The organism is Winogradskyella poriferorum (assembly GCF_050618035.1).
GTDB lineage: Bacteria > Bacteroidota > Bacteroidia > Flavobacteriales > Flavobacteriaceae > Winogradskyella > Winogradskyella poriferorum_A.
Window position 1 is genome coordinate 39,552 of the sequence record NZ_JBODPY010000003.1, and the last position, 18,208, is coordinate 57,759.

Annotated in this window: 18 protein-coding genes and 1 other RNA gene; 11 read left to right on the plus strand and 8 right to left on the minus strand. The window is 34.7% G+C overall.

Annotated features, from left to right (window positions below; genetic code table 11):
- The first annotated feature begins 47 nt into the window (after positions 1-47).
- Positions 48-956: a site-specific tyrosine recombinase/integron integrase gene (gene xerA, locus ACRHOC_RS07575; RefSeq protein ID WP_431157997.1), complete on the plus strand. Its 909-nt coding sequence runs from the start codon at positions 48-50 to the stop codon at positions 954-956.
- 48 nt (positions 957-1,004) lie between these two features.
- Here xerA and rny read toward each other — a convergent pair whose 3' ends face one another.
- From rny to ACRHOC_RS07595, 4 genes are all read right to left on the minus strand, one after another.
- Positions 1,005-2,582, minus strand: coding sequence for a ribonuclease Y (gene rny, locus ACRHOC_RS07580; protein ID WP_431157998.1), 1,578 nt, complete (start codon positions 2,580-2,582; stop codon positions 1,005-1,007).
- Between the two features lie 57 nt (positions 2,583-2,639).
- Positions 2,640-2,758, minus strand: a non-coding RNA gene (gene ssrS / locus ACRHOC_RS07585) — 6S RNA.
- A 59-nt stretch (positions 2,759-2,817) separates the two neighbouring features.
- On the minus strand, positions 2,818-3,105 hold the full coding sequence (locus ACRHOC_RS07590; protein WP_431157999.1) for a cell division protein ZapA: 288 nt from the start codon (positions 3,103-3,105) through the stop codon (positions 2,818-2,820).
- A gap of 18 nt (positions 3,106-3,123) precedes the next feature.
- Entirely contained in the window at positions 3,124-3,414 is a 291-nt protein-coding gene (locus ACRHOC_RS07595) for a hypothetical protein (protein ID WP_431158000.1), read from the minus strand.
- Between the two features lie 179 nt (positions 3,415-3,593).
- On the opposite strand from ACRHOC_RS07595, the gene ACRHOC_RS07600 reads away from it, so the two are divergent.
- The 3 genes from ACRHOC_RS07600 (at position 3,594) to ACRHOC_RS07610 (ending at position 9,675) form a co-directional block, all read left to right on the plus strand.
- Positions 3,594-5,282 carry a M23 family metallopeptidase gene (locus ACRHOC_RS07600; RefSeq protein WP_431158001.1) on the plus strand — a complete coding sequence of 563 codons (1,689 nt, stop codon included), beginning with the start codon at positions 3,594-3,596 and terminating at the stop codon, positions 5,280-5,282.
- 10 nt (positions 5,283-5,292) lie between these two features.
- On the plus strand, positions 5,293-7,758 hold the full coding sequence (locus tag ACRHOC_RS07605) for a TonB-dependent receptor (RefSeq protein WP_431158002.1): 2,466 nt from the start codon (positions 5,293-5,295) through the stop codon (positions 7,756-7,758).
- A gap of 129 nt (positions 7,759-7,887) precedes the next feature.
- Positions 7,888-9,675, plus strand: a complete 1,788-nt coding sequence (locus tag ACRHOC_RS07610) for a T9SS type A sorting domain-containing protein (protein ID WP_431158003.1) — start codon at positions 7,888-7,890, stop codon at positions 9,673-9,675.
- Here ACRHOC_RS07610 and ACRHOC_RS07615 read toward each other — a convergent pair.
- The gene (locus ACRHOC_RS07615; RefSeq protein WP_431158004.1) at positions 9,665-10,810 is read right to left on the minus strand and encodes a cysteine desulfurase family protein; all 1,146 of its coding nucleotides are present in this window, start codon (positions 10,808-10,810) and stop codon (positions 9,665-9,667) included. The genes ACRHOC_RS07610 and ACRHOC_RS07615 overlap by 11 nt on opposite strands.
- A gap of 86 nt (positions 10,811-10,896) precedes the next feature.
- On the opposite strand from ACRHOC_RS07615, the gene ACRHOC_RS07620 reads away from it, so the two are divergent.
- The gene (locus ACRHOC_RS07620; protein WP_431158005.1) at positions 10,897-11,799 is read left to right on the plus strand and encodes a hypothetical protein; all 903 of its coding nucleotides are present in this window, start codon (positions 10,897-10,899) and stop codon (positions 11,797-11,799) included.
- On the opposite strand, the gene ACRHOC_RS07625 is transcribed toward ACRHOC_RS07620, so the two are convergent.
- Positions 11,800-12,357, minus strand: coding sequence for a Smr/MutS family protein (locus ACRHOC_RS07625; protein WP_431158006.1), 558 nt, complete (start codon positions 12,355-12,357; stop codon positions 11,800-11,802).
- Positions 12,347-12,562, minus strand: a complete 216-nt coding sequence (locus tag ACRHOC_RS07630) for a hypothetical protein (RefSeq protein ID WP_431158007.1) — start codon at positions 12,560-12,562, stop codon at positions 12,347-12,349. Before ACRHOC_RS07630 ends, ACRHOC_RS07625 begins: the two co-directional genes overlap by 11 nt.
- An 89-nt stretch (positions 12,563-12,651) precedes the next feature.
- Here ACRHOC_RS07630 and ACRHOC_RS07635 point away from each other — a divergent pair, with 89 nt between their 5' ends.
- Both ACRHOC_RS07635 and ACRHOC_RS07640 read left to right on the plus strand, forming a co-directional pair.
- Positions 12,652-12,945 (plus strand): DUF2752 domain-containing protein, encoded by a 294-nt coding sequence (locus ACRHOC_RS07635; RefSeq protein WP_431158008.1) that lies wholly within the window; start codon positions 12,652-12,654, stop codon positions 12,943-12,945.
- Between the two features lie 18 nt (positions 12,946-12,963).
- The gene (locus ACRHOC_RS07640; protein ID WP_431158009.1) at positions 12,964-13,296 is read left to right on the plus strand and encodes a CCC motif membrane protein; all 333 of its coding nucleotides are present in this window, start codon (positions 12,964-12,966) and stop codon (positions 13,294-13,296) included.
- A gap of 65 nt (positions 13,297-13,361) precedes the next feature.
- Here ACRHOC_RS07640 and rocD read toward each other — a convergent pair whose 3' ends face one another.
- Entirely contained in the window at positions 13,362-14,642 is a 1,281-nt protein-coding gene (rocD, locus tag ACRHOC_RS07645) for an ornithine--oxo-acid transaminase (RefSeq protein ID WP_431158010.1), read from the minus strand.
- Between the two features lie 236 nt (positions 14,643-14,878).
- Between rocD and rlmD the strand changes: the two genes are divergently transcribed.
- The 4 genes from rlmD (at position 14,879) to ACRHOC_RS07665 (ending at position 18,205) form a co-directional block, all read left to right on the plus strand.
- Positions 14,879-16,330, plus strand: a complete 1,452-nt coding sequence (gene rlmD, locus ACRHOC_RS07650) for a 23S rRNA (uracil(1939)-C(5))-methyltransferase RlmD (RefSeq protein WP_431158011.1) — start codon at positions 14,879-14,881, stop codon at positions 16,328-16,330.
- Between the two features lie 2 nt (positions 16,331-16,332).
- On the plus strand, positions 16,333-16,875 hold the full coding sequence (locus tag ACRHOC_RS07655; protein WP_431158012.1) for a DUF6452 family protein: 543 nt from the start codon (positions 16,333-16,335) through the stop codon (positions 16,873-16,875).
- On the plus strand, positions 16,841-17,602 hold the full coding sequence (locus ACRHOC_RS07660; protein ID WP_431158013.1) for a DUF6048 family protein: 762 nt from the start codon (positions 16,841-16,843) through the stop codon (positions 17,600-17,602). The genes ACRHOC_RS07655 and ACRHOC_RS07660 overlap by 35 nt, the downstream gene beginning before the upstream one ends.
- Before the next feature lie 78 nt (positions 17,603-17,680).
- Positions 17,681-18,205, plus strand: coding sequence for a DinB family protein (locus tag ACRHOC_RS07665; RefSeq protein WP_431158014.1), 525 nt, complete (start codon positions 17,681-17,683; stop codon positions 18,203-18,205).
- Positions 18,206-18,208 lie beyond the last annotated feature (3 nt).

Sequence of the window (18,208 nt, forward strand, 5' to 3'; positions counted from 1 at the left end):
TAAAAGTTTAGCCATCTCGTTTGAGATGGCTTTTTTATTTTTATATCATGAAATGGAATGATGCCCTAAAAGATTATCAGCATTATCTTAAGATTGAGCGTGGTCTTTCAATAAACTCTATTGAAAACTACACCTACGATATAAAGAAGCTAATAACTTATGTGGAGTCCAATTCCATCGAAGCAAGTCCTATTAAAATAAATAATGATACTGTTAAAGCATTTATTTATGCGACTTCAAAAAGCCTAAACCCAAGGTCTCAAGCCAGGCTTATTTCTGGGTTACGTAATTTTTTCGATTATTTAATTTTTGAAAACTATAGAGAAACCAACCCTCTAGATCTTATTGAGTCACCAAAAATTAGGCGTAAACTACCAGATACGCTTTCTGTTGAAGATATTGACTTGCTGATTAAAACCATTGACCTCAGTTATCAATATCAAGGTATAAATTTAGGAGAGCGCAATAGAGCTATAATGGAGACCTTATATAGTTGTGGTCTAAGGGTAAGTGAGCTTGTGAACTTAAAAATATCGGATCTCTTCTTTGACGAAGGCTTTATTAAGGTTACAGGAAAAGGCGATAAACAGCGCTTTGTTCCTATAAGTGAGAGCACCCAAAAGTATATTTCAATTTGGCGTGAGATAAGAAACCATATTGAGGTACAACCGGAATCCAAAGACGTTTTATTTTTAAATTATAAAGGCAAAAAATTAACACGTGCTATGGTATTTACCATTATAAAGCGCTTGGTGGAAAAATCTGGACTTAATAAAAATGTTTCTCCTCACACATTTAGGCATTCCTTCGCGACACACCTTTTAGAAAATGGTGCCGATTTAAGAGCTATACAAATGATGTTGGGTCATGAAAGTATAACTACAACAGAAATCTACATGCATGTGGACAGATCTCATTTAAGTGAAGTTCTTAACAAATATCATCCTAGAAAATAAAAAAGCGCTCAAATTTATTGAGCGCTTCTTCTATCTATTTTAATATACTTACTTCGCTATATTCACAGCTCTAGTTTCTCGTATAACAGTAACCTTAACTTGGCCAGGATATGTCATATCTGTTTGAATTTTCTGAGAAATTTCAAATGATAAACTCGCTGCTTGGTCATCAGAAACCTTTTCACTCTCCACAATGACTCTTAATTCTCTACCAGCCTGAATCGCATAAGCTTTCTTCACACCAGTAAATCCAAATGCAACATCTTCTAAATCCTTAAGTCTTTGTATGTAGGAGTCTAGAACCTGACGTCTTGCTCCTGGTCTAGCACCAGAAATTGCATCACAAACCTGAATAATTGGAGACAGTAAAGTGGTCATCTCTATCTCGTCGTGGTGCGCTCCAATAGCATTACATACATCTTTCTTCTCACCATACTTTTCTGCCCATTGCATTCCTAAAATTGCGTGTGGTGTCTCAATATCTGCCTCAGAAGAAGGTACTTTACCAATATCATGGAGTAATCCTGCGCGTTTAGCCAGTTTAGGATTTAATCCAAGCTCTGCTGCCATTACACCACATAGCTTAGCCACCTCACGTGAGTGCTGTAATAAGTTTTGTCCATAGGAGGAGCGATATTTCATTCTACCTACCATTTTAATTAATTCTGGGTGCAGGCCATGGATTCCGAGATCAATAACAGTACGCTTACCAACCTCTATAATTTCTTGTTCTATCTGCTTTTGTGTCTTTCTTACAACCTCCTCAATTCTTGCTGGGTGTATACGACCGTCAGTAACTAATTTATGTAATGACAAGCGTGCAATTTCGCGTCTTACAGAATCGAAGCACGATAATATGATTGCCTCTGGAGTATCATCTACAATGATTTCAACACCAGTTGCTGCCTCTATAGCACGTATATTTCGTCCTTCTCTACCAATGATACGTCCCTTTACATCATCTGATTCGATATTAAATACAGAAACACAATTGTCAATGGCTTCCTCTGTACCTATTCTTTGAATTGTATTGATGATTATTTTCTTCGCCTCTTGTTGTGCTGTAAGTTTGGCTTCTTCCAATCGATCTTGGATAAATGCCATAGCATCTGTTTTCGCTTCCTCCTTTAAAGATTCAACGAGTTGCTCTTTAGCTTCTTCTGCAGAAAGCTGGGATATAACTTCTAATTGTTTTATTTGACTCTTATGCGCTTTTTCAACTTCATCTTTTTTCTTTTCTAAGAACTCAAGTCTGAAATCGTAGTCTTTTATTTTATTATCAAGTGATTGATTCGACTTTTTAGCCTTTGATAATTCATTAGATATTTGCGATTCTTTATCTCTAATGCGCTTCTCTGCCTCTGCCATTTTCTTATCTCTAGATAAGATTACCTTTTCGTGCTCTGCTTTTAATTCTATAAACTTCTCCTTTGCTTGAAGAATCTTGTCTTTCTTTAATGCTTCGGCATCTGACTTGGCTTGTTTTAATATAGATTTAGATTCGTTTTCTGCATCTTTAATTAGTTTAGAGGCTTTACCCTTTCCAAGGGATTTGGTAATAATAAGGCCTATGATAAGACCTAGTACTACACCTCCAACTAAATATATGATTGTGTTAGTGTCCATGTTGTTGTTTAGTTATTAGTATATAAAAAAAGCCTACATCAGTTTTGGATTTTGTATAAACTCCTTAAAAACAAGTTTAGGGCTAACAAGCTGATCAAAAATCTGTCTAAATACTAAGTATTAACAGCACGATTTTACAACTTCAACTCACCCTTTTTAAAGAATTAACGTTGAGTTTATCAAAAAATATAACTAATGTAGGCAGTAACCTTTTGTATTTTAAAGAACGTACGAGTTAAATATGCGAATTTAAAAGTTCGTTTAAAGCTTCTAACTTTTGCTGAACCTCTTCATTTACATATTCCTTGTCTATTGTTTTTTGCTCTACTTGAGCGGCAAACTGTAAAGCACACATGGCTAATACATCTTGCTTATCTCTTACAGAGTAATTTTGCTCAAACTGTCCGATCATGGCTTCAATCTTTTTTGTCGCCTTTCTTAAACCTTCCTCCTGTTTTGGATTAATTGTCAATGGATATACTCTATTGGCAATTGAAAGTTTAATTTTTAATTCATCTGACATTTAATCTAATTTACCCACTTATTCCGATAATTGACTTATACAATGGTCAATATCTCTTATAAGTGCATTTATTTTGAGCTTAGTTTCTCGTTTATTTTCGTCACCACCAAGCATTGAATTTGCTATTTTGAGCGTTTCATATTTCTCGTTCCAAGAAGCAATTTCCTCTTGCTGTTCTAAAAGTTTTTGTTGTTGCTCCTCCAGTCTTTCCGCAAGTTTCGCATTAGTTTGTTTTAAAACCTCTTGCTTGTGTAAAACCTTACTGATTTTATTTTCTAGAGCATCAACAATGTCTTCAATTTTACTCATTAAAGTAATTCAATACTGTAGTAACAAATTTAATATACCAAATGAAAAATCGCAATTCTTTTACAATTTATTTTACTTGGCATAACATTTGAATCTTTAAGTCGTTAGGAAAAATATTACCATTTATTGGTTTTGCTAATCCTATTCAAATTAATATTTTAGCTCGAATTGTAATGCCAATGAGATACTTTCTTATTCTATTTTTACTTACAACCACATTGTATTCTCAGTCGGAATACCCTCAAGACTATTTTAAGAACCCTCTCGATATAACCTTGGTATTGTCGGGCACTTTTGCCGAACTTAGGTCTTCTCATTTTCATGGTGGTCTGGATATAAAAACACAACAAAAGCAAGGCCTTAAAGTATACGCGTCTGCTGGTGGCTATGTGAGTCGAATTAAAATATCACATTTTGGATATGGAAAGGCAATTTACATTACTCATCCAAATGGTTACACAACCGTATATGGCCATCTTCAAAAGTTTTCTAATCGTTTAGAAGAATACATTAAGATGTGTCAATATCAAAAAGAAAGTTTTGAAGTGGAAGTTTTTCCTGGCCCTGATGAATTACCAATTTCAGATCAGGAAATAATTGCTTTTTCTGGTAATACTGGAGGTTCTGGTGGACCTCATCTGCATTTTGAAATTAGAGATAATCAAGAACGCCCAATTAATCCTATGCTTTTTGGGATTGACGTTAAAGATACAAGAGCACCTCACGTATTGGGTATCCATGCCTATCCCAAAGATGAACAAGCTTTAATAAACGGAAAAAATAGTCGCGTACCGCTTCGATTAATCCCGAAAAAAAATGGTGATTATGATGTTGAAAAAATTAAGGCCATTGGCAATATTGGATTTGGAATTACTACCTACGATAAACAAGATTTAGCACCAAATAATAATGGCGTTAGCAATATTCAAACTTTTTTTAATGGCAATAAAAGTTTAGAGATCGATTTTAAGCGCTTTAGTTTTGATGAAACTAAACATATCAAAAGGCTTATCGATTATGAATATTGGAAAACCAAAAAATCCAGAATACAAAAGCTCTTTATTGAACCCAATAACCCTTTAAGTCTTTATAAGGACGTAAGCGACAATGGTTATGTTAGGGTTGAGGATAGTACAGCTTCTGTTTATAAAATAAGAGTAAGGGATTTTAAAGAAAATGAAACCTGGATTAACATCCCTATTGAGGGTAAATATCAAGAACTAGAGATCGCCACTGAAGAAACACCAACAGATAAAACGCAAGTATATAGTAATCAGAGCACCACATTAAGTTCAGGTAACTACACGGTTAACTTTTATGAGAACACACTCTATGATGACATGCTCATAGATTTTAGTGTTAGTTCTGATACTTTAAATTTACATGAAGATAAAATTCCGCTCCAAAAGAATTTTTATATCAATTACGACATTAGTAACTACAAAAAACCGCATCAAGACAAATTATTTATTGCTAGACTTTACGGCTACTATAAAAAACCAAACTACGTTTATACCATTAGAAAAGGTAATATATTAAGTGCTGGTAGTAAGACTTTTGGAACTTATGCATTGGCCATGGATACCGTCGCGCCAACAATAAAACCTGTAAATTTTCAGAACAAAAGATGGTTAAGTAAGTACCGTTATTTAAAGGTGAAAATTGATGACGACCTATCTGGCATCAGTAAATATCGAGCCACTGTTAATGGAAAATGGATACTCATGGAGTATGACTACAAAACCAACTCCCTTGTTCACGATTTTAATGATAATGTTGTAACAGATACTAAAAATGAATTAAAATTAATTGTTACGGATAATGTTGGAAATAGTTCTACATTTGAAGCAACGTTTTTCAGGAAATAATTAAACATATTTGAAACGCACTTTTATAATAACACTTTTTATCTCATTTATAAGTCTTTTGGCTTATTCTCAATCTGCAACTATAAGGGGAATAATATTAGACGAAAATAATAAACCCATAAGTGAGGTTAATGTAAAGGCAAGTACGGGAGAAGGTACAGCTACAAATGCAAATGGTTTTTATGAATTAAAAATCCCGACTGGACAAGATGTTACGGTTGAGTATACCCATATTGGACATATGCGTGTTGTGCAAATATTCAATCTAAAAAACGGCCAAGAAATTGAGTTTAACCCAGTTTTAAAAGTTGAAGCCGAACAGATCGCTACGGTTGTATTAAAAAGTAGTACGCGCCAAAAAGTAGATGGTGTTACTACCATATCGCCAAAGGTCATACGCACTATTAAAGGCGCACAACCTGGTGTTGAAAACATATTAAAGACATTACCTGGTGTAAATATTTCGAATGAATTAAGCACGCAATATTCGGTACGTGGTGGAAATTTCGATGAAAATTTAGTCTATGTGAATGAAATTGAAGTTTACCGACCATTTCTAATTCGCTCCGGTAACCAAGAAGGTCTAAGTTTTGTAAATACAGATCTTGTAGCAAACGTGGATTTCTCTGCTGGAGGATTCCAATCTAAATATGGTGATAAGCTATCTTCAGTATTGGATATCACCTATCGCAATCCTGTGGATTTTGGAATTAGAACTGACCTCAGTCTACTAGGTGGAAGCATTGCAGCAGAAACGGTCTCAAATGATGGTAAATTTTCTGGTATTGCAGGTGTAAGATATAGAGACAACAGTTTAATTTTAAATAATCTCGAAACTGAAGGTAATGTGGAGCCTGTATTTGCAGATGCCCAGACCTATTTAACGTATCGCTTTTCGGATAAATTTCATCTTAATTTTTTAGGTAATATTTCCCTTAACAAGTACAATTTTGAGCCCGAAAATCGTCAGACCAATTTTGGCACACTCGAAGAGCCAGTGGCCTTATTAGTGTTTTATGATGGACAAGAAAATGATAAGTATAATACTTATTTCGGTGCATTTAAGGCAAATTATTTTGCTAGTGACAAGCTAACCTTAAAACTTATTGGATCTGCCTATCATACAACTGAGCAAGAGTTCTTCGATATATTCGCTCAGTATAGATTAGGAGAAGTAAATACAAATATTGGCGATGATGATCTTGGTGAAGTAGAATTTAGCGAAGGAATAGGGTCTCAATTAACTCATGCACGTAATGAGCTTGATGCATTTATTGTAAATGTTGAACATCGAGGTGATTACAAAGTTGATGAAGAAAGTACAGTAGAATGGTCACTTAAGTACACTGATGAAGATATAAGAGATCGCTTGGTTGAATACGAAGTCATTGACTCTGCCGGTTTTTCTATAAGACCTCCAAATTTTGATTTGCCTAATCTACAACCTTATGAGCCTTTTTCTGGCCCCCTAACAGCCTTTGAAAATATTAGAGCACTCAACAGAGTTAAAATAAAAAGAATACAAGCATTTGCGCAGTATAGCAAAAGGACAAATTGGGGTAATAATGAAGTCTTTTATAACGTAGGTGTTAGAGCACATAACTGGAATGTCAGTGGTGAAGATATTACCTCAACTTCTCAAACGGTATTTAGTCCTAGAGCACAATTTGCTATTAAACCAGATTGGGACAAGGATATGCTTTTCCGGGTAGCAGGTGGTCTCTATTATCAACCACCCTTCTATCGAGAATTAAGAGACTCATCTGGTGTTGTACAACCTAATGTGAAAGCTCAGAAGTCTTTCCATGTTGTCGCCGGAAACGAATACAGTTTTGAAATGTGGGATAGACCGTTTAAGCTTGTCACAGAAGCCTATTACAAAGGGCTCTCTGATGTAAATCCTTATACCATTGAAAATGTAAGGATACGATACAGAGCAAGGAATAATGCTAAAGCCTATGCCTATGGATTAGATATGCGTCTCAATGGTGAATTTGTTCCTGGCACAGAATCTTGGTTTAGTTTTGGTTATTTAAAAACTGAAGAAAACATTGATAATCGTGGTTATATAGCCAGACCGACAGACCAACGGTTAAAGTTTGGCGCGCTTTTCCAAGACTATGTTCCTAATATGCCAGATTTAAAAATGTATCTTAATTTAGTATATAACACGGGCGTTCCTGGTGGTTCCCCTAGTTATGCAGACCCTTATGACTTTCAGATAAGGTTACGCGATTATAGACGTGCAGATTTAGGAATTTCTTATCAGCTTGTAAATCCAGAGCGTCAATACAAAAGCAGTTGGAAAGGTGGATTTAAAGAGTTCTCGATTGGGTTTGAGATTTACAACATGTTTAATAATCAAAACACCATTACCAATACTTGGGTGAGAGATGTTTACAGCAAGCGTCAATTTGCCATACCTAACTTTTTAACACCACGAGTATTTAACCTTAGACTTTCTGCTCGATTCTAAAATACCAAAGATTTTAGGTCTGATTTACAGAAAAATAGCGCTATTTCTCTTGAGTGAATCAAGAAATCCTTATTTTTACAAAAATCCTTTGTCCCGATGATTGGGATTTAGCATGAAAAAGACATTTTGATGAATAAATATATAGTCCTACTACTCTGTATTTGTTTTAATTTTATAAGTGCACAGTTAAGCGTTAGAAATGATGCTTATATTTTCGCCTCCGATGAAGTCGTATTTGTTAACGACGATATTAATCTCGGAGAACTCAATTCACGATTTTTTCTAAGAAACGAAGCACAGTTGCTTCAAGGTGACGGCAATACTGGTAATAGTGGTATTGGTTTACTAAGTGTTTATCAAACCGGAAACGTTAATCAATGGAGTTATAACTATTGGTGCTCTCCTGTTGGCAATAATTCTGCGATTAATGGTAATGAAATCAATAGAGTTAACTTAATTAATGATGCTACAGGCTTAATCACAGCAGCTCCTGCTTTATTCACTCCTGCTTTTAACGGTACAGCAAGCCCTTTAACCATTTCGGCCAGATGGTTATATACCTTTACAAATTCTGTTTCATACAACGACTGGGTTTATGTTGGTTCAGACGGAGAAATTGCACCTGGATTAGGATTTACTATGAAAGGAAATGGCACTGGTATTGCTGGTAGTCAGTTATATGATTTTAGAGGTAAACCAAATAATGGTACAATAACGAATGACGTATCTACTGGTGTTAACACATTAATTGGTAATCCTTATCCAAGTGCTATAGATAGTGCTTTATTTATTCACGACGCTGATAATCAAGCTTCCATTACTGGAACATTATTATTCTGGGAACAAGACGGTACTGTAGCTTCACATGTCTTACAAGATTATCGTGGTGGTTATTATAGCTTTACCATAGATGCTTCTGGAACATTAATAACAGATGCACCTGCAGTTTTTCAAACGTATGATGAAGACAACAATATTTTTCCTTTGCCAATCCCTTTCTTCGGAACAAAATCTACCGGAAGATACATTCCGATAGGACAAGGATTTATGGTAGAAGGAATTGCTGGCACACCTGCAAGTCCAGCGTCTGTTTACGTAAAAAATTCGCATAGAGTTTTTGCAAAGGAATCCGATGGACAAAGTAATTTTTTCAGAAATAATTTAAATGAAGATTCTAATGATGATGGTGTTTCTTTTCAAGACAATGGTCTTTCTATTGTACCTCCTAATTTTAAACGCTTTAGAATAAATGTAGACTTTGAAGAAGGTAACGACCAATTCACAAGACAACTCATTTTAAATTTCAATGAAAATGCAACAGCAGGATTTGATTACGGCATGGAGTTGATTACATCAGAAATAAGTGGTTCGGATGCCTATTTTAGTCTAGATGGTAAAACCTTTATCGCTCAAGCTTATCCGTTCTCAGAAGAACTGCGTATTCCCTTATCCATAAATACAGCATCACAGCAACCTTTGCGTTTTAGAATATTTGATATTCAAAACTTTGATGAGAATCAGTCAATTTTTCTTCATGATCTCGAAACTAATCAATACATAAACCTTAGGGAAAATGATTATGAATTAAATATTGAAGCTGGTAATTATTCAGATCGCTTCGAAATTCTATTTTCAAATAATAATACTTTGAGTACAGAAGATGTAGAATTAAAAACATTTACCATTAAACAAGATGTAAATCAGAAGAAAATCCTTGTTTTTAATCCAAATCTTAATCCTGTTGACCGCATCGAAATTTTTGATTTGAACGGAAGAGCCGTTGTCTCTTATAACAAATTGAAGACTGTTGCTAAAACCGAAATTGATGTTTCTCAATTTACTTCTGGTGTGTATATAATAAGCTTATCAGAGGAGGGAGAAGTGCTGAAAAGTCAAAAGGTCATCATTACGAATTAGTAAATTCCTTTAAAACATCTATCACATAATCTATTTCATCCTTGGTATTGTAGATACTAAATGAAAAGCGAATGGATGGTTTATTAAGATCGGCCTCACTGAGTACTGCAGTAAGAACATGAGATTGCATATTACTCCCACTCTGGCATGCACTCCCTTTAGAACATGCAATTCCTTTTAAATCTAATTGAAACTGAAGCATAGCTGCTTTTTCTGGCGCAATTGGAAGCGCAACATTTAAAAGTGTGTATGTACTTTGCTCAAAATTATTACACGACCCATTAAATGAGATATCAGGTATTGCATTCTTAAGCTCTGCAATAAAATACGTTTTGAGGTCAGTTACGTACTTATGTTCCTCCTCTAACTTGGAATAAGAAATTTTAAGCGCCTCATCCATTCCTGCTATATTATGAATAGATTCAGTACCTGCACGAACGCCACGTTCTTGTTCTCCTCCAAAAATTAATGGTTTTAAGCCTGATTCCTTTCTCACAAAACAAAACCCTACACCTTTTGGTCCATGAAATTTGTGTGCACTTGCTGCCATAAAATCAATTGGTATCCTACTAAGATCTATTTTAAAATGACCAACAGACTGAACAGTATCGGTATGAAAAAGTGCATTATTTGCCTTACATAAATCTGCAACCTTTTGTAAATCTAGAATAGTACCTATTTCGTTGTTTATATGCATCAAACTCACTAAAGCATGATTGCTTTTATCTAACAAGGACTGTAAGTGCTCATAATTTATCAACCCACAGTCTGTTACATCAACAAAACTCAATTTTATATTATATTCTTCCTCTAATTGCTCTGATGTATGTAACACAGCATGGTGCTCTATTCTAGAAGTTATAATTTCATCCACACCTAAATCCCTAACTGCACTGCGTAATGCCAAATTATCTGCTTCCGTACCACCAGAGGTGAAAATAATTTCTGATGCATTGGCATTAAAATAGCTTGCTATATTCTTTCTACACTGTTCTAATAAAGCTTTGGAGGATCTACCATAACTATGCGTAGACGAAGCGTTCCCGAAGTTATTCTTCAATACTTCTGTCATACGATCTATCACTTCAGGTCTTATCGCTGTAGTTGCTGCATTATCAAAATATACGGACTTCATAGTGCAAAAATATTGCAAATAAAATTATTTAAATACTTCATCGTTATAATTTGACAAATCCGTTATTTTTGTTGAAAATTGAATCTATGATACGTCGTTTCTTAATTGCTTTTTCATTTCTGTTGCTTGTGGCTTGCGATGATGGTGACATCATTAATATATCGCTAGACTTTGATGATGAACTTGAGCGATGCGATAATTTTGAATCGCTGTATTTACTTTATAATACAAGAGAAGATCCAAATGAAGCTCTGATTCTTACCTTACCAAAACCAACATATGACTATCTGTTTACGGATGAAACTCCAGTTGATGAACCGCATAGTGTAAGTATAAATACGACTACAGGCATACGCTTCAACTACAGGACGTATAATGCCGAATTGAGTAGTAGTGTACTTTGTAATGAATTATCCGATCCAGACCTAATGGTAATAAACGACTATGAAACCGATGGTGGTGAAGTTATTGTAACTGTTACCGTTGTAGATGATGATGAGGACGGTATACCAACAATATTGGAAGATCGAGATGGTGATGGTGATCCTACAAATGATGATTTTGACATGGATGGCATCCCAGATTATTTAGATCAAGACGATGATAACGATAATGTTAGAACTATTAATGAAGATGTCGATGATGATGGTGATCCCACAAATGATGACAGCGACGGAGACGGTACACCAAATTATTTAGATGTTGATGATGATGGTGATGGTGCCCTTACAAGACTAGAAGACGAGGGCTTAGATGCAAATCCTCTTAACGATTTTGTACCTAATGAAGATGGTGTTAATGTCTTGAGATATCTTTACAATCATCCAACTGCCGAAGAAGAATTTGAAGATTCTGGCTTTATAGGAAATATTTATAAAAGAACTACAACGAGTTCATTTGTGCTCGAAGATATTGGTCTAGACATTATCGATGCTACAATAATAGAACTTGGAAGTTTTGTGATTGAAGAGGATATAATTAGTGAATAGCTAAGGATTTATATTCTGAAATATCCGAACCTCAGTTGCTCCCAATCCATAAAGTTTATAATCCGCATCGTAAAACTCCACATTATTATAGCGTCTAAATAGAGTTTCTAATTCTTGTCGTAGCACACCTTCACCTACTCCATGTATAAATACAATTTTAGGTACTCTATATTCAATAGCACGTTCAAGTTGTCTCTGTGCTGTATTTAGCTGAAGGTTGAGCATATCAAAATTGGTCATCCCCTTTGTAGAATCAACCAACTGATGAATATGTAAATCGATTACAATTTTTGGAGCATGCCTTTGTTTAGGTTTAAAAATCTTCTTCTTTTTTGGTTTTATGCTGTCCTTTTCTTTTTTAATTAAGTCGAGGTCTGAATTGGCTATAGAACGTCTTAAATCCGTATCTGACTTAACCAACATAAGTTCATCACTTTGAAATTGAAGTTGAAACCCGTCATTATCCTCAACAAGAATACCATCCGACTTTACAGAAATGACTTTACCCTTTATATTATCATCGATGGTTTCAACTAAATCCCCAACCTTAATCTTCATCCTTTTCAGTCTTTACGAATGACTCCTCTTCGGCTTTATCATATTTGCTTGGAATATTTCTTGAAGTTCTATAGATCCCAAACATTAAAATAACGATTCCACCAATTAACAAATAGGTATCTTGTTTTTCTTCTGCTTGAGCATAAATTGCAATGGCACCACCAATAATTATGGCTAAAAGATTAATTGTTCTAGAAATATTCATAATTTGAAATTTATACAATACAAAAATACACAGACAAGAAAATACTCAGGGCATTATCAAAAGTTTTCTGCAATTATTAAATTAGCACTATGCTTTTAACTTTAAATAAAATCGAAGAATATATGCTACCATGCATGTGGAAAAAGACATTTAATGTGGAGTGCATGGGATGTGGAATGCAACGCTCTATTGCTCTTATTCTAAAGGGCGACTTTGTAGCTGCATTTTATATGTATCCTGCGATTTATACACTAATTGCAATGTTTACTTTTTTACTATTTCATCTAAAATTTCATTTTAAAAATGGTCATAAAATTATTCTCGGACTATTTATTTTAAATATTAGTATTATTGTAATAAGTTTTTTAATCAAAACATTTTAACCTTTTAAATCAACTCATATGGAAAAACAAATGTTACCAAATGCAACACTCGCCTTAGTGATGGGAATTTTATCTATCGTAGGTTGTTGTTGCTACGGATTGCCAGGAATTATTTTTGGAATCGTCGCAATTATCATTGCAAGTAAAGCCACTAAGCTATATAAAGAAGACCCTGAAAATTATTTAGGATACGGTAACGTTCAAGCTGGTAAAATTATGGGTATCATTGGTCTTATACTAGGTGTGTTATTTGCAGCTTATATGGCATGGTTTATTGGTCAAGTAGGTTGGGAAGCACTTCAAGATCCAGAAGCGTTAATGCAACGTATGGAAGAGATGCAGAATCAATAATTAGAAAACATATCAATAAAAAAAGCGACCAGATTGGTCGCTTTTTTTTATAATCATATTTGTGTTTATACTTCAAACTCCTTTAAAGTTTTAGTAATAATAGAAACACATTCTAATAATTGATCTTCAGTCATTACTAATGGCGGTGCAAATCTTATAATGTTGCCATGCGTTGGTTTTGCTAGTAATCCGTTATCACGTAGCTTTAAACAAATATTCCACGCTGTATCACTATCTTCATCATCATTAATCACAATTGCATTCAACAGACCTCTTCCTCTAACCGAACTTACAATTGTACTTTCTTTAATATACTTATTCATCTCAGCTCTGAATACTTTACCTAGATATTCAGCATTCTCAGCAAGTTTCTCATCTTTCACCACTTCTAAAGCGGCTATTGCTACAGCTGCGGCAATTGGATTACCACCAAAAGTACTTCCATGATTACCAGGTTGTATAACATTCATAATTTCATTATTGGCCATTACAGCAGACACAGGATATAACCCACCACTTAATGCCTTACCTAAAACTAAAATGTCTGGTTTTACATCTGGTGTTCCCGAACAGTCTTTATTAACACAAGAACAATTACCACAAGATGCTAATAAACGTCCAGTACGAGCAATCCCTGTTTGTACCTCATCAGCAATAAAAAGCACGTTATACTTCTCGCATAATGCCTTGGCCTCTTTTAAATAATTTTCACTTGGCACATAAACACCTGCTTCACCTTGTATAGGTTCTACTAGAAATCCTGCTATATTTTTATTTGTGCTTAGTACTTCTTCTAAAGCTTTTAGGTTATCATATTCTACCTTAATAAATCCGTCTGTATAGGGTCCGAAATGTTGACGTGCAACAGGATCATTTGAAAATGAAATTATGGTTGTAGTTCTTCCATGAAAGTTGTTTTTACAAACTACAATTTCTGCCTTATTTAGGTCAATTCCCTTAACTTCATATGCCCATTTTCTACATAGTTTGAGTGCAGTTTCTACAGCCTCAGCTCCAGAATTCATTGGGAGCATTTTATCAAATTTAAAATACTCGGTTGCATATTTCTCATAGCGTCCAAGCATATCATTATAGAACGCTCTTGAAGTTAAAGTTAGGCGTTGCGCCTGCTCATTCATAGCGTTAACTATTTTAGGATGACAGTGTCCTTGGTTTAATGAAGAATACGCAGAAAGAAAATCATAGTACTTTTTGCCTTCGACATCCCAGACATATACACCTTCTCCCTTACTTAATACAACAGGTAATGGATGATAATTCTGCGCGCCATATTTGTTTTCTAGTGCCATCGCCTCTTGCGATGAAATGTGGTCTAAAACAGCCATTTTAATAAAATTTAAAAGTGAATAAAATAACTATTCCTGCTCTACCTTTATTCTTTTAAGGACCTCGCGTACCACATATGAAGTAATGGTGTGTCCCTAAAAAAGCAGCGTGGGAGAGAAATCATCCCTTGCGTGAACAAAAATAACAAATTAATAGTATAACATTAAAATAGTATCCTACAGGAGTTCATAATTAATTACAAAATGCAATTATATTTGCAGTCTAATTTTTAGCAATGCCACGAAGAGAACGCAATAAATTCGTAAAACGCGGACAAACCATCGAAATCTTAATTGAAGACTATGCCTTTGGTGGCAAGGGTATTGGTCGTATAAAAAATGAATTGGGTGAGTTTGTAGTATTTGTGCCTAATACATTGCCAGGTCAGTTAGTGAAGGCTCAGATAAAGAAGTCGAGTAAAACTTATGCTGAAGGAAAACTTCTAGAGATTATTAAACGTTCTGATGATGAAGTTGAACTACCATACCAAGATATTCCTGGTGCGCCTTACATTACGCTACCTATCGAAAAACAGCATGCTTATAAAAAACAAAGTACATTAGAACTTTTTAAGCGCATTGGTAAAATTGATGGGATAGAATCTCATTTTGATGAGTTTATTGGCTCTCCAAACGTATTTCACTACAGAAATAAAATGGAGTATGGATTTTCTGCAATTGGATACGATAGAGTTGGTAAAAAAGATGTTGACGAATTTACCTTAGGATTTAAACGCAGAGGATTATGGTGGTGTGGTGATAATTTAGATAAGGATTCAGGCCTCTTTGATAAAGACGTAGAAGACAACCTTAAGAAAATAAGGCAGTACTGTGAAAACACAGGATTACCACCTTGGCACGGACCAAAAAAACAAGGCTTCTTTAGATACTTAGTCGTAAGAAAATCTTATAAAACCAATAAGTTACTTTTTAACCTTGTAACTACGTCAGACCATTTAAAATCATTTGATCTAGATGCGTTTGCACAATTCTTAGTAGAACTATTTGATGATCGTGTTGCTGGTTTTCTTCATACAATAAACGATGAAGTTGGTGATCGTACTATTGCCACAACGGGTTCTTTAAAATTAATCTACGGCAATGAGAAGATTATCGAAGAACTATGTGGTCTTAATTTTGAAATAAGCATTAAAAGTTTCTTTCAAACAAATCCTAAATGTGCTGAGCTCCTCTATAACAAGGTTGCAGAATATGCCTTAGAGAAGAAAGATACCATTGATAATTCTGTAGTATTAGATTTATTCTGTGGTACTGGTACCATAGGACAAATTATAGCGAGCAGAGCAACTAACACAAAAATTATTGGTGTAGATATCATTGCTTCCGCCATTGAAGATGCAAAAGAAAATGCTCTTAGAAACAACATTGAAGGTGTGTCTTTTTATGCGGCTGATGTAGGGAAATTTTTGAATGAGTATCCTGAGTATATCAATACTATAAAAACAATAATTCTAGATCCAGCCAGAGCAGGAATCGCTCCTAAGACCCTTAAAAAAATAATAAACCTTAATGCAGAACGTTTGGTTTATGTATCTTGCAATCCGGCTACTCAGGCAAGGGATACAGAACAGCTAAAACTAGCTGGTTACCAGATTAAAAAGCTCAGTTTAGTTGATCAATTTCCACATACAGCTCATATTGAGACTGTGGTATTGTTTGAAAAATAAAAATGAAAAAGTTACAAATCTTAATTCTCTTTTTTATCACAGTTTTTTATAGTTGTGAGCGCGATGATATCTGTGCTGCAACTACATCCACAACGCCGAGGTTAATAATTGAGTTCTACGATGTCATTAATACTGATGATCTCAAAAGTGTAACGCGTCTTACTGTATACGGAGAGGGTTTATTGACCGAAGCACCTACAACAGAAACCTTAGAGACTTTAGTTTTTAATACAAACGTAAATCGTATTGAGTTACCGTTGATTATTGGGAATGAGAATGAACAAAATACAACGCGCTATATACTAGAAAAAGATACAGATGATAGATTAGATGAGGACGATACTACCGAGTCTAATGTCGATATTATTGAGATTAATTACACAACAGAATTTGTTTATGTGTCTAGAGCATGTGGTTACAAGAGTCGATTCATTGGGCATAGTACCATTGTAGAATCAGATAGCGACTTGTGGATTAATAATGTAGAGACCGTTGAAACAACCATAGAAAATGAAAACACAGTACATGTACGCATATTTCACTAAGTGTATGATTGTGATGCTATTGTTTTCATCTATGGCAATGGCACAAAATAATACAGAGAATGAAACCGTTAAGGACACCTTAATCTATAAGCAGAAATACGGTTTAAGAGTTGGTGCCGATATTGGGCGACTCGTCAGATCTTTTGTAGATGATAATTATACAGGATTTGAAGTTGTTGGTGATTATCGTCTAACCAAACGTATCTATTTAGCCGGAGAACTTGGAAACGAAGAAAGAACAATAGATAATGAAGTATTAAATAACACCACCAAAGGGAGTTACTTTAAGGCAGGAATAGACCTTAACTTCTATCGTAATTGGTTGGACATGGAGAATATGATCTATGCTGGCTTTAGAGCTGGAGCAAGTACTTTTAGCCAAACCTTAAATAATTATAGTATCTACGATGTCAATAATCAATATTGGAATGAACAAGTTTTCGTAGAACAGAATGAAGAATTTAAAGGTCTCACTGCTACGTGGTTAGAAATTCAAATCGGAATGAAGGCCGAAATGTTCAATAATTTTTATGCAGGCTTTAATGTGCAACTTAAAGGGCTTATTACCGAAACAGAGCCTGGTAATTTTGAAAACCTCTTTATTCCTGGATTTAACCGAACTTATGACAGTGGAAGGTTTGGAACCGGATTTAATTTTAATTTATCCTACTTGATCCCTATTTTCAAAAAGGATAAAATTGTAGTTCAAGAAAGAGAAGAAGAATAAACTCCATCATAGTTTTTTTATTACACTCCTCCTCCATTAAACAATTATTCCTATCTTTTATTTATCATTTTTACAAAAATGGATAAAGAAGATATTATTCAACACTTAGAAAGTAAGTACACTGAACTACTTGATTGGCTGGAGCATCATCCTGATGAAAAATGGACAGAAGGCCCTGACGGGAAGTGGACAACAGGACAGCAAGCCTTGCATTTACTCCAAAGTATAAAACCACTAAATGATGCACTTAGCTTACCAAAATTTTTAATTCGCTATAAATTTGGTAAGGCGAATAGATCTGTTCGACCATATGAGGCCATTGTTAAAAGATACCATGAAAGGCTAGAGAAAGTCAAAGGTATTACCTATAAAGGCTCTCAAAACATGAAGATTCCTAGCGTAAACGATAAGCAGTACATCCTAAACAGGTTACAAACCGAAAATAAAAAGCTACAGTATAAAACCAATAAGTTAAGTGACAAACAACTAGACAAATTGATATTACCGCATCCTTTAATGGGTAAAATGCCTCTTCGTGAAATGATAATGTGGACAGGCTATCATGTAGAACACCATTTAGACTCTTTAAAAAAGAATTACTAACGG

Excerpts from the sequence above, each read along its gene's own strand:
- ACRHOC_RS07655 (WP_431158012.1), top strand. The coding sequence starts at position 16,333 with ATGAAAAAGTTACAAATCTTAATTCTCTTTTTTATCACAGTTTTTTAT.
- ACRHOC_RS07600 (WP_431158001.1), top strand. The coding sequence starts at position 3,594 with ATGAGATACTTTCTTATTCTATTTTTACTTACAACCACATTGTATTCT.
- ACRHOC_RS07635 (WP_431158008.1), top strand. The coding sequence starts at position 12,652 with ATGCTTTTAACTTTAAATAAAATCGAAGAATATATGCTACCATGCATG.
- ACRHOC_RS07595 (WP_431158000.1), bottom strand. The coding sequence starts at position 3,414 with ATGAGTAAAATTGAAGACATTGTTGATGCTCTAGAAAATAAAATCAGT.
- xerA (WP_431157997.1), top strand. The coding sequence starts at position 48 with ATGAAATGGAATGATGCCCTAAAAGATTATCAGCATTATCTTAAGATT.
- ACRHOC_RS07640 (WP_431158009.1), top strand. The coding sequence starts at position 12,964 with ATGGAAAAACAAATGTTACCAAATGCAACACTCGCCTTAGTGATGGGA.
- ACRHOC_RS07665 (WP_431158014.1), top strand. The coding sequence starts at position 17,681 with ATGGATAAAGAAGATATTATTCAACACTTAGAAAGTAAGTACACTGAA.
- ACRHOC_RS07590 (WP_431157999.1), bottom strand. The coding sequence starts at position 3,105 with ATGTCAGATGAATTAAAAATTAAACTTTCAATTGCCAATAGAGTATAT.
- ACRHOC_RS07615 (WP_431158004.1), bottom strand. The coding sequence starts at position 10,810 with ATGAAGTCCGTATATTTTGATAATGCAGCAACTACAGCGATAAGACCT.
- ACRHOC_RS07625 (WP_431158006.1), bottom strand. The coding sequence starts at position 12,357 with ATGAAGATTAAGGTTGGGGATTTAGTTGAAACCATCGATGATAATATA.
- ACRHOC_RS07620 (WP_431158005.1), top strand. The coding sequence starts at position 10,897 with ATGATACGTCGTTTCTTAATTGCTTTTTCATTTCTGTTGCTTGTGGCT.
- ACRHOC_RS07630 (WP_431158007.1), bottom strand. The coding sequence starts at position 12,562 with ATGAATATTTCTAGAACAATTAATCTTTTAGCCATAATTATTGGTGGT.
- ACRHOC_RS07610 (WP_431158003.1), top strand. The coding sequence starts at position 7,888 with ATGAATAAATATATAGTCCTACTACTCTGTATTTGTTTTAATTTTATA.
- ACRHOC_RS07660 (WP_431158013.1), top strand. The coding sequence starts at position 16,841 with ATGAAAACACAGTACATGTACGCATATTTCACTAAGTGTATGATTGTG.
- rocD (WP_431158010.1), bottom strand. The coding sequence starts at position 14,642 with ATGGCTGTTTTAGACCACATTTCATCGCAAGAGGCGATGGCACTAGAA.
- rny (WP_431157998.1), bottom strand. The coding sequence starts at position 2,582 with ATGGACACTAACACAATCATATATTTAGTTGGAGGTGTAGTACTAGGT.
- rlmD (WP_431158011.1), top strand. The coding sequence starts at position 14,879 with ATGCCACGAAGAGAACGCAATAAATTCGTAAAACGCGGACAAACCATC.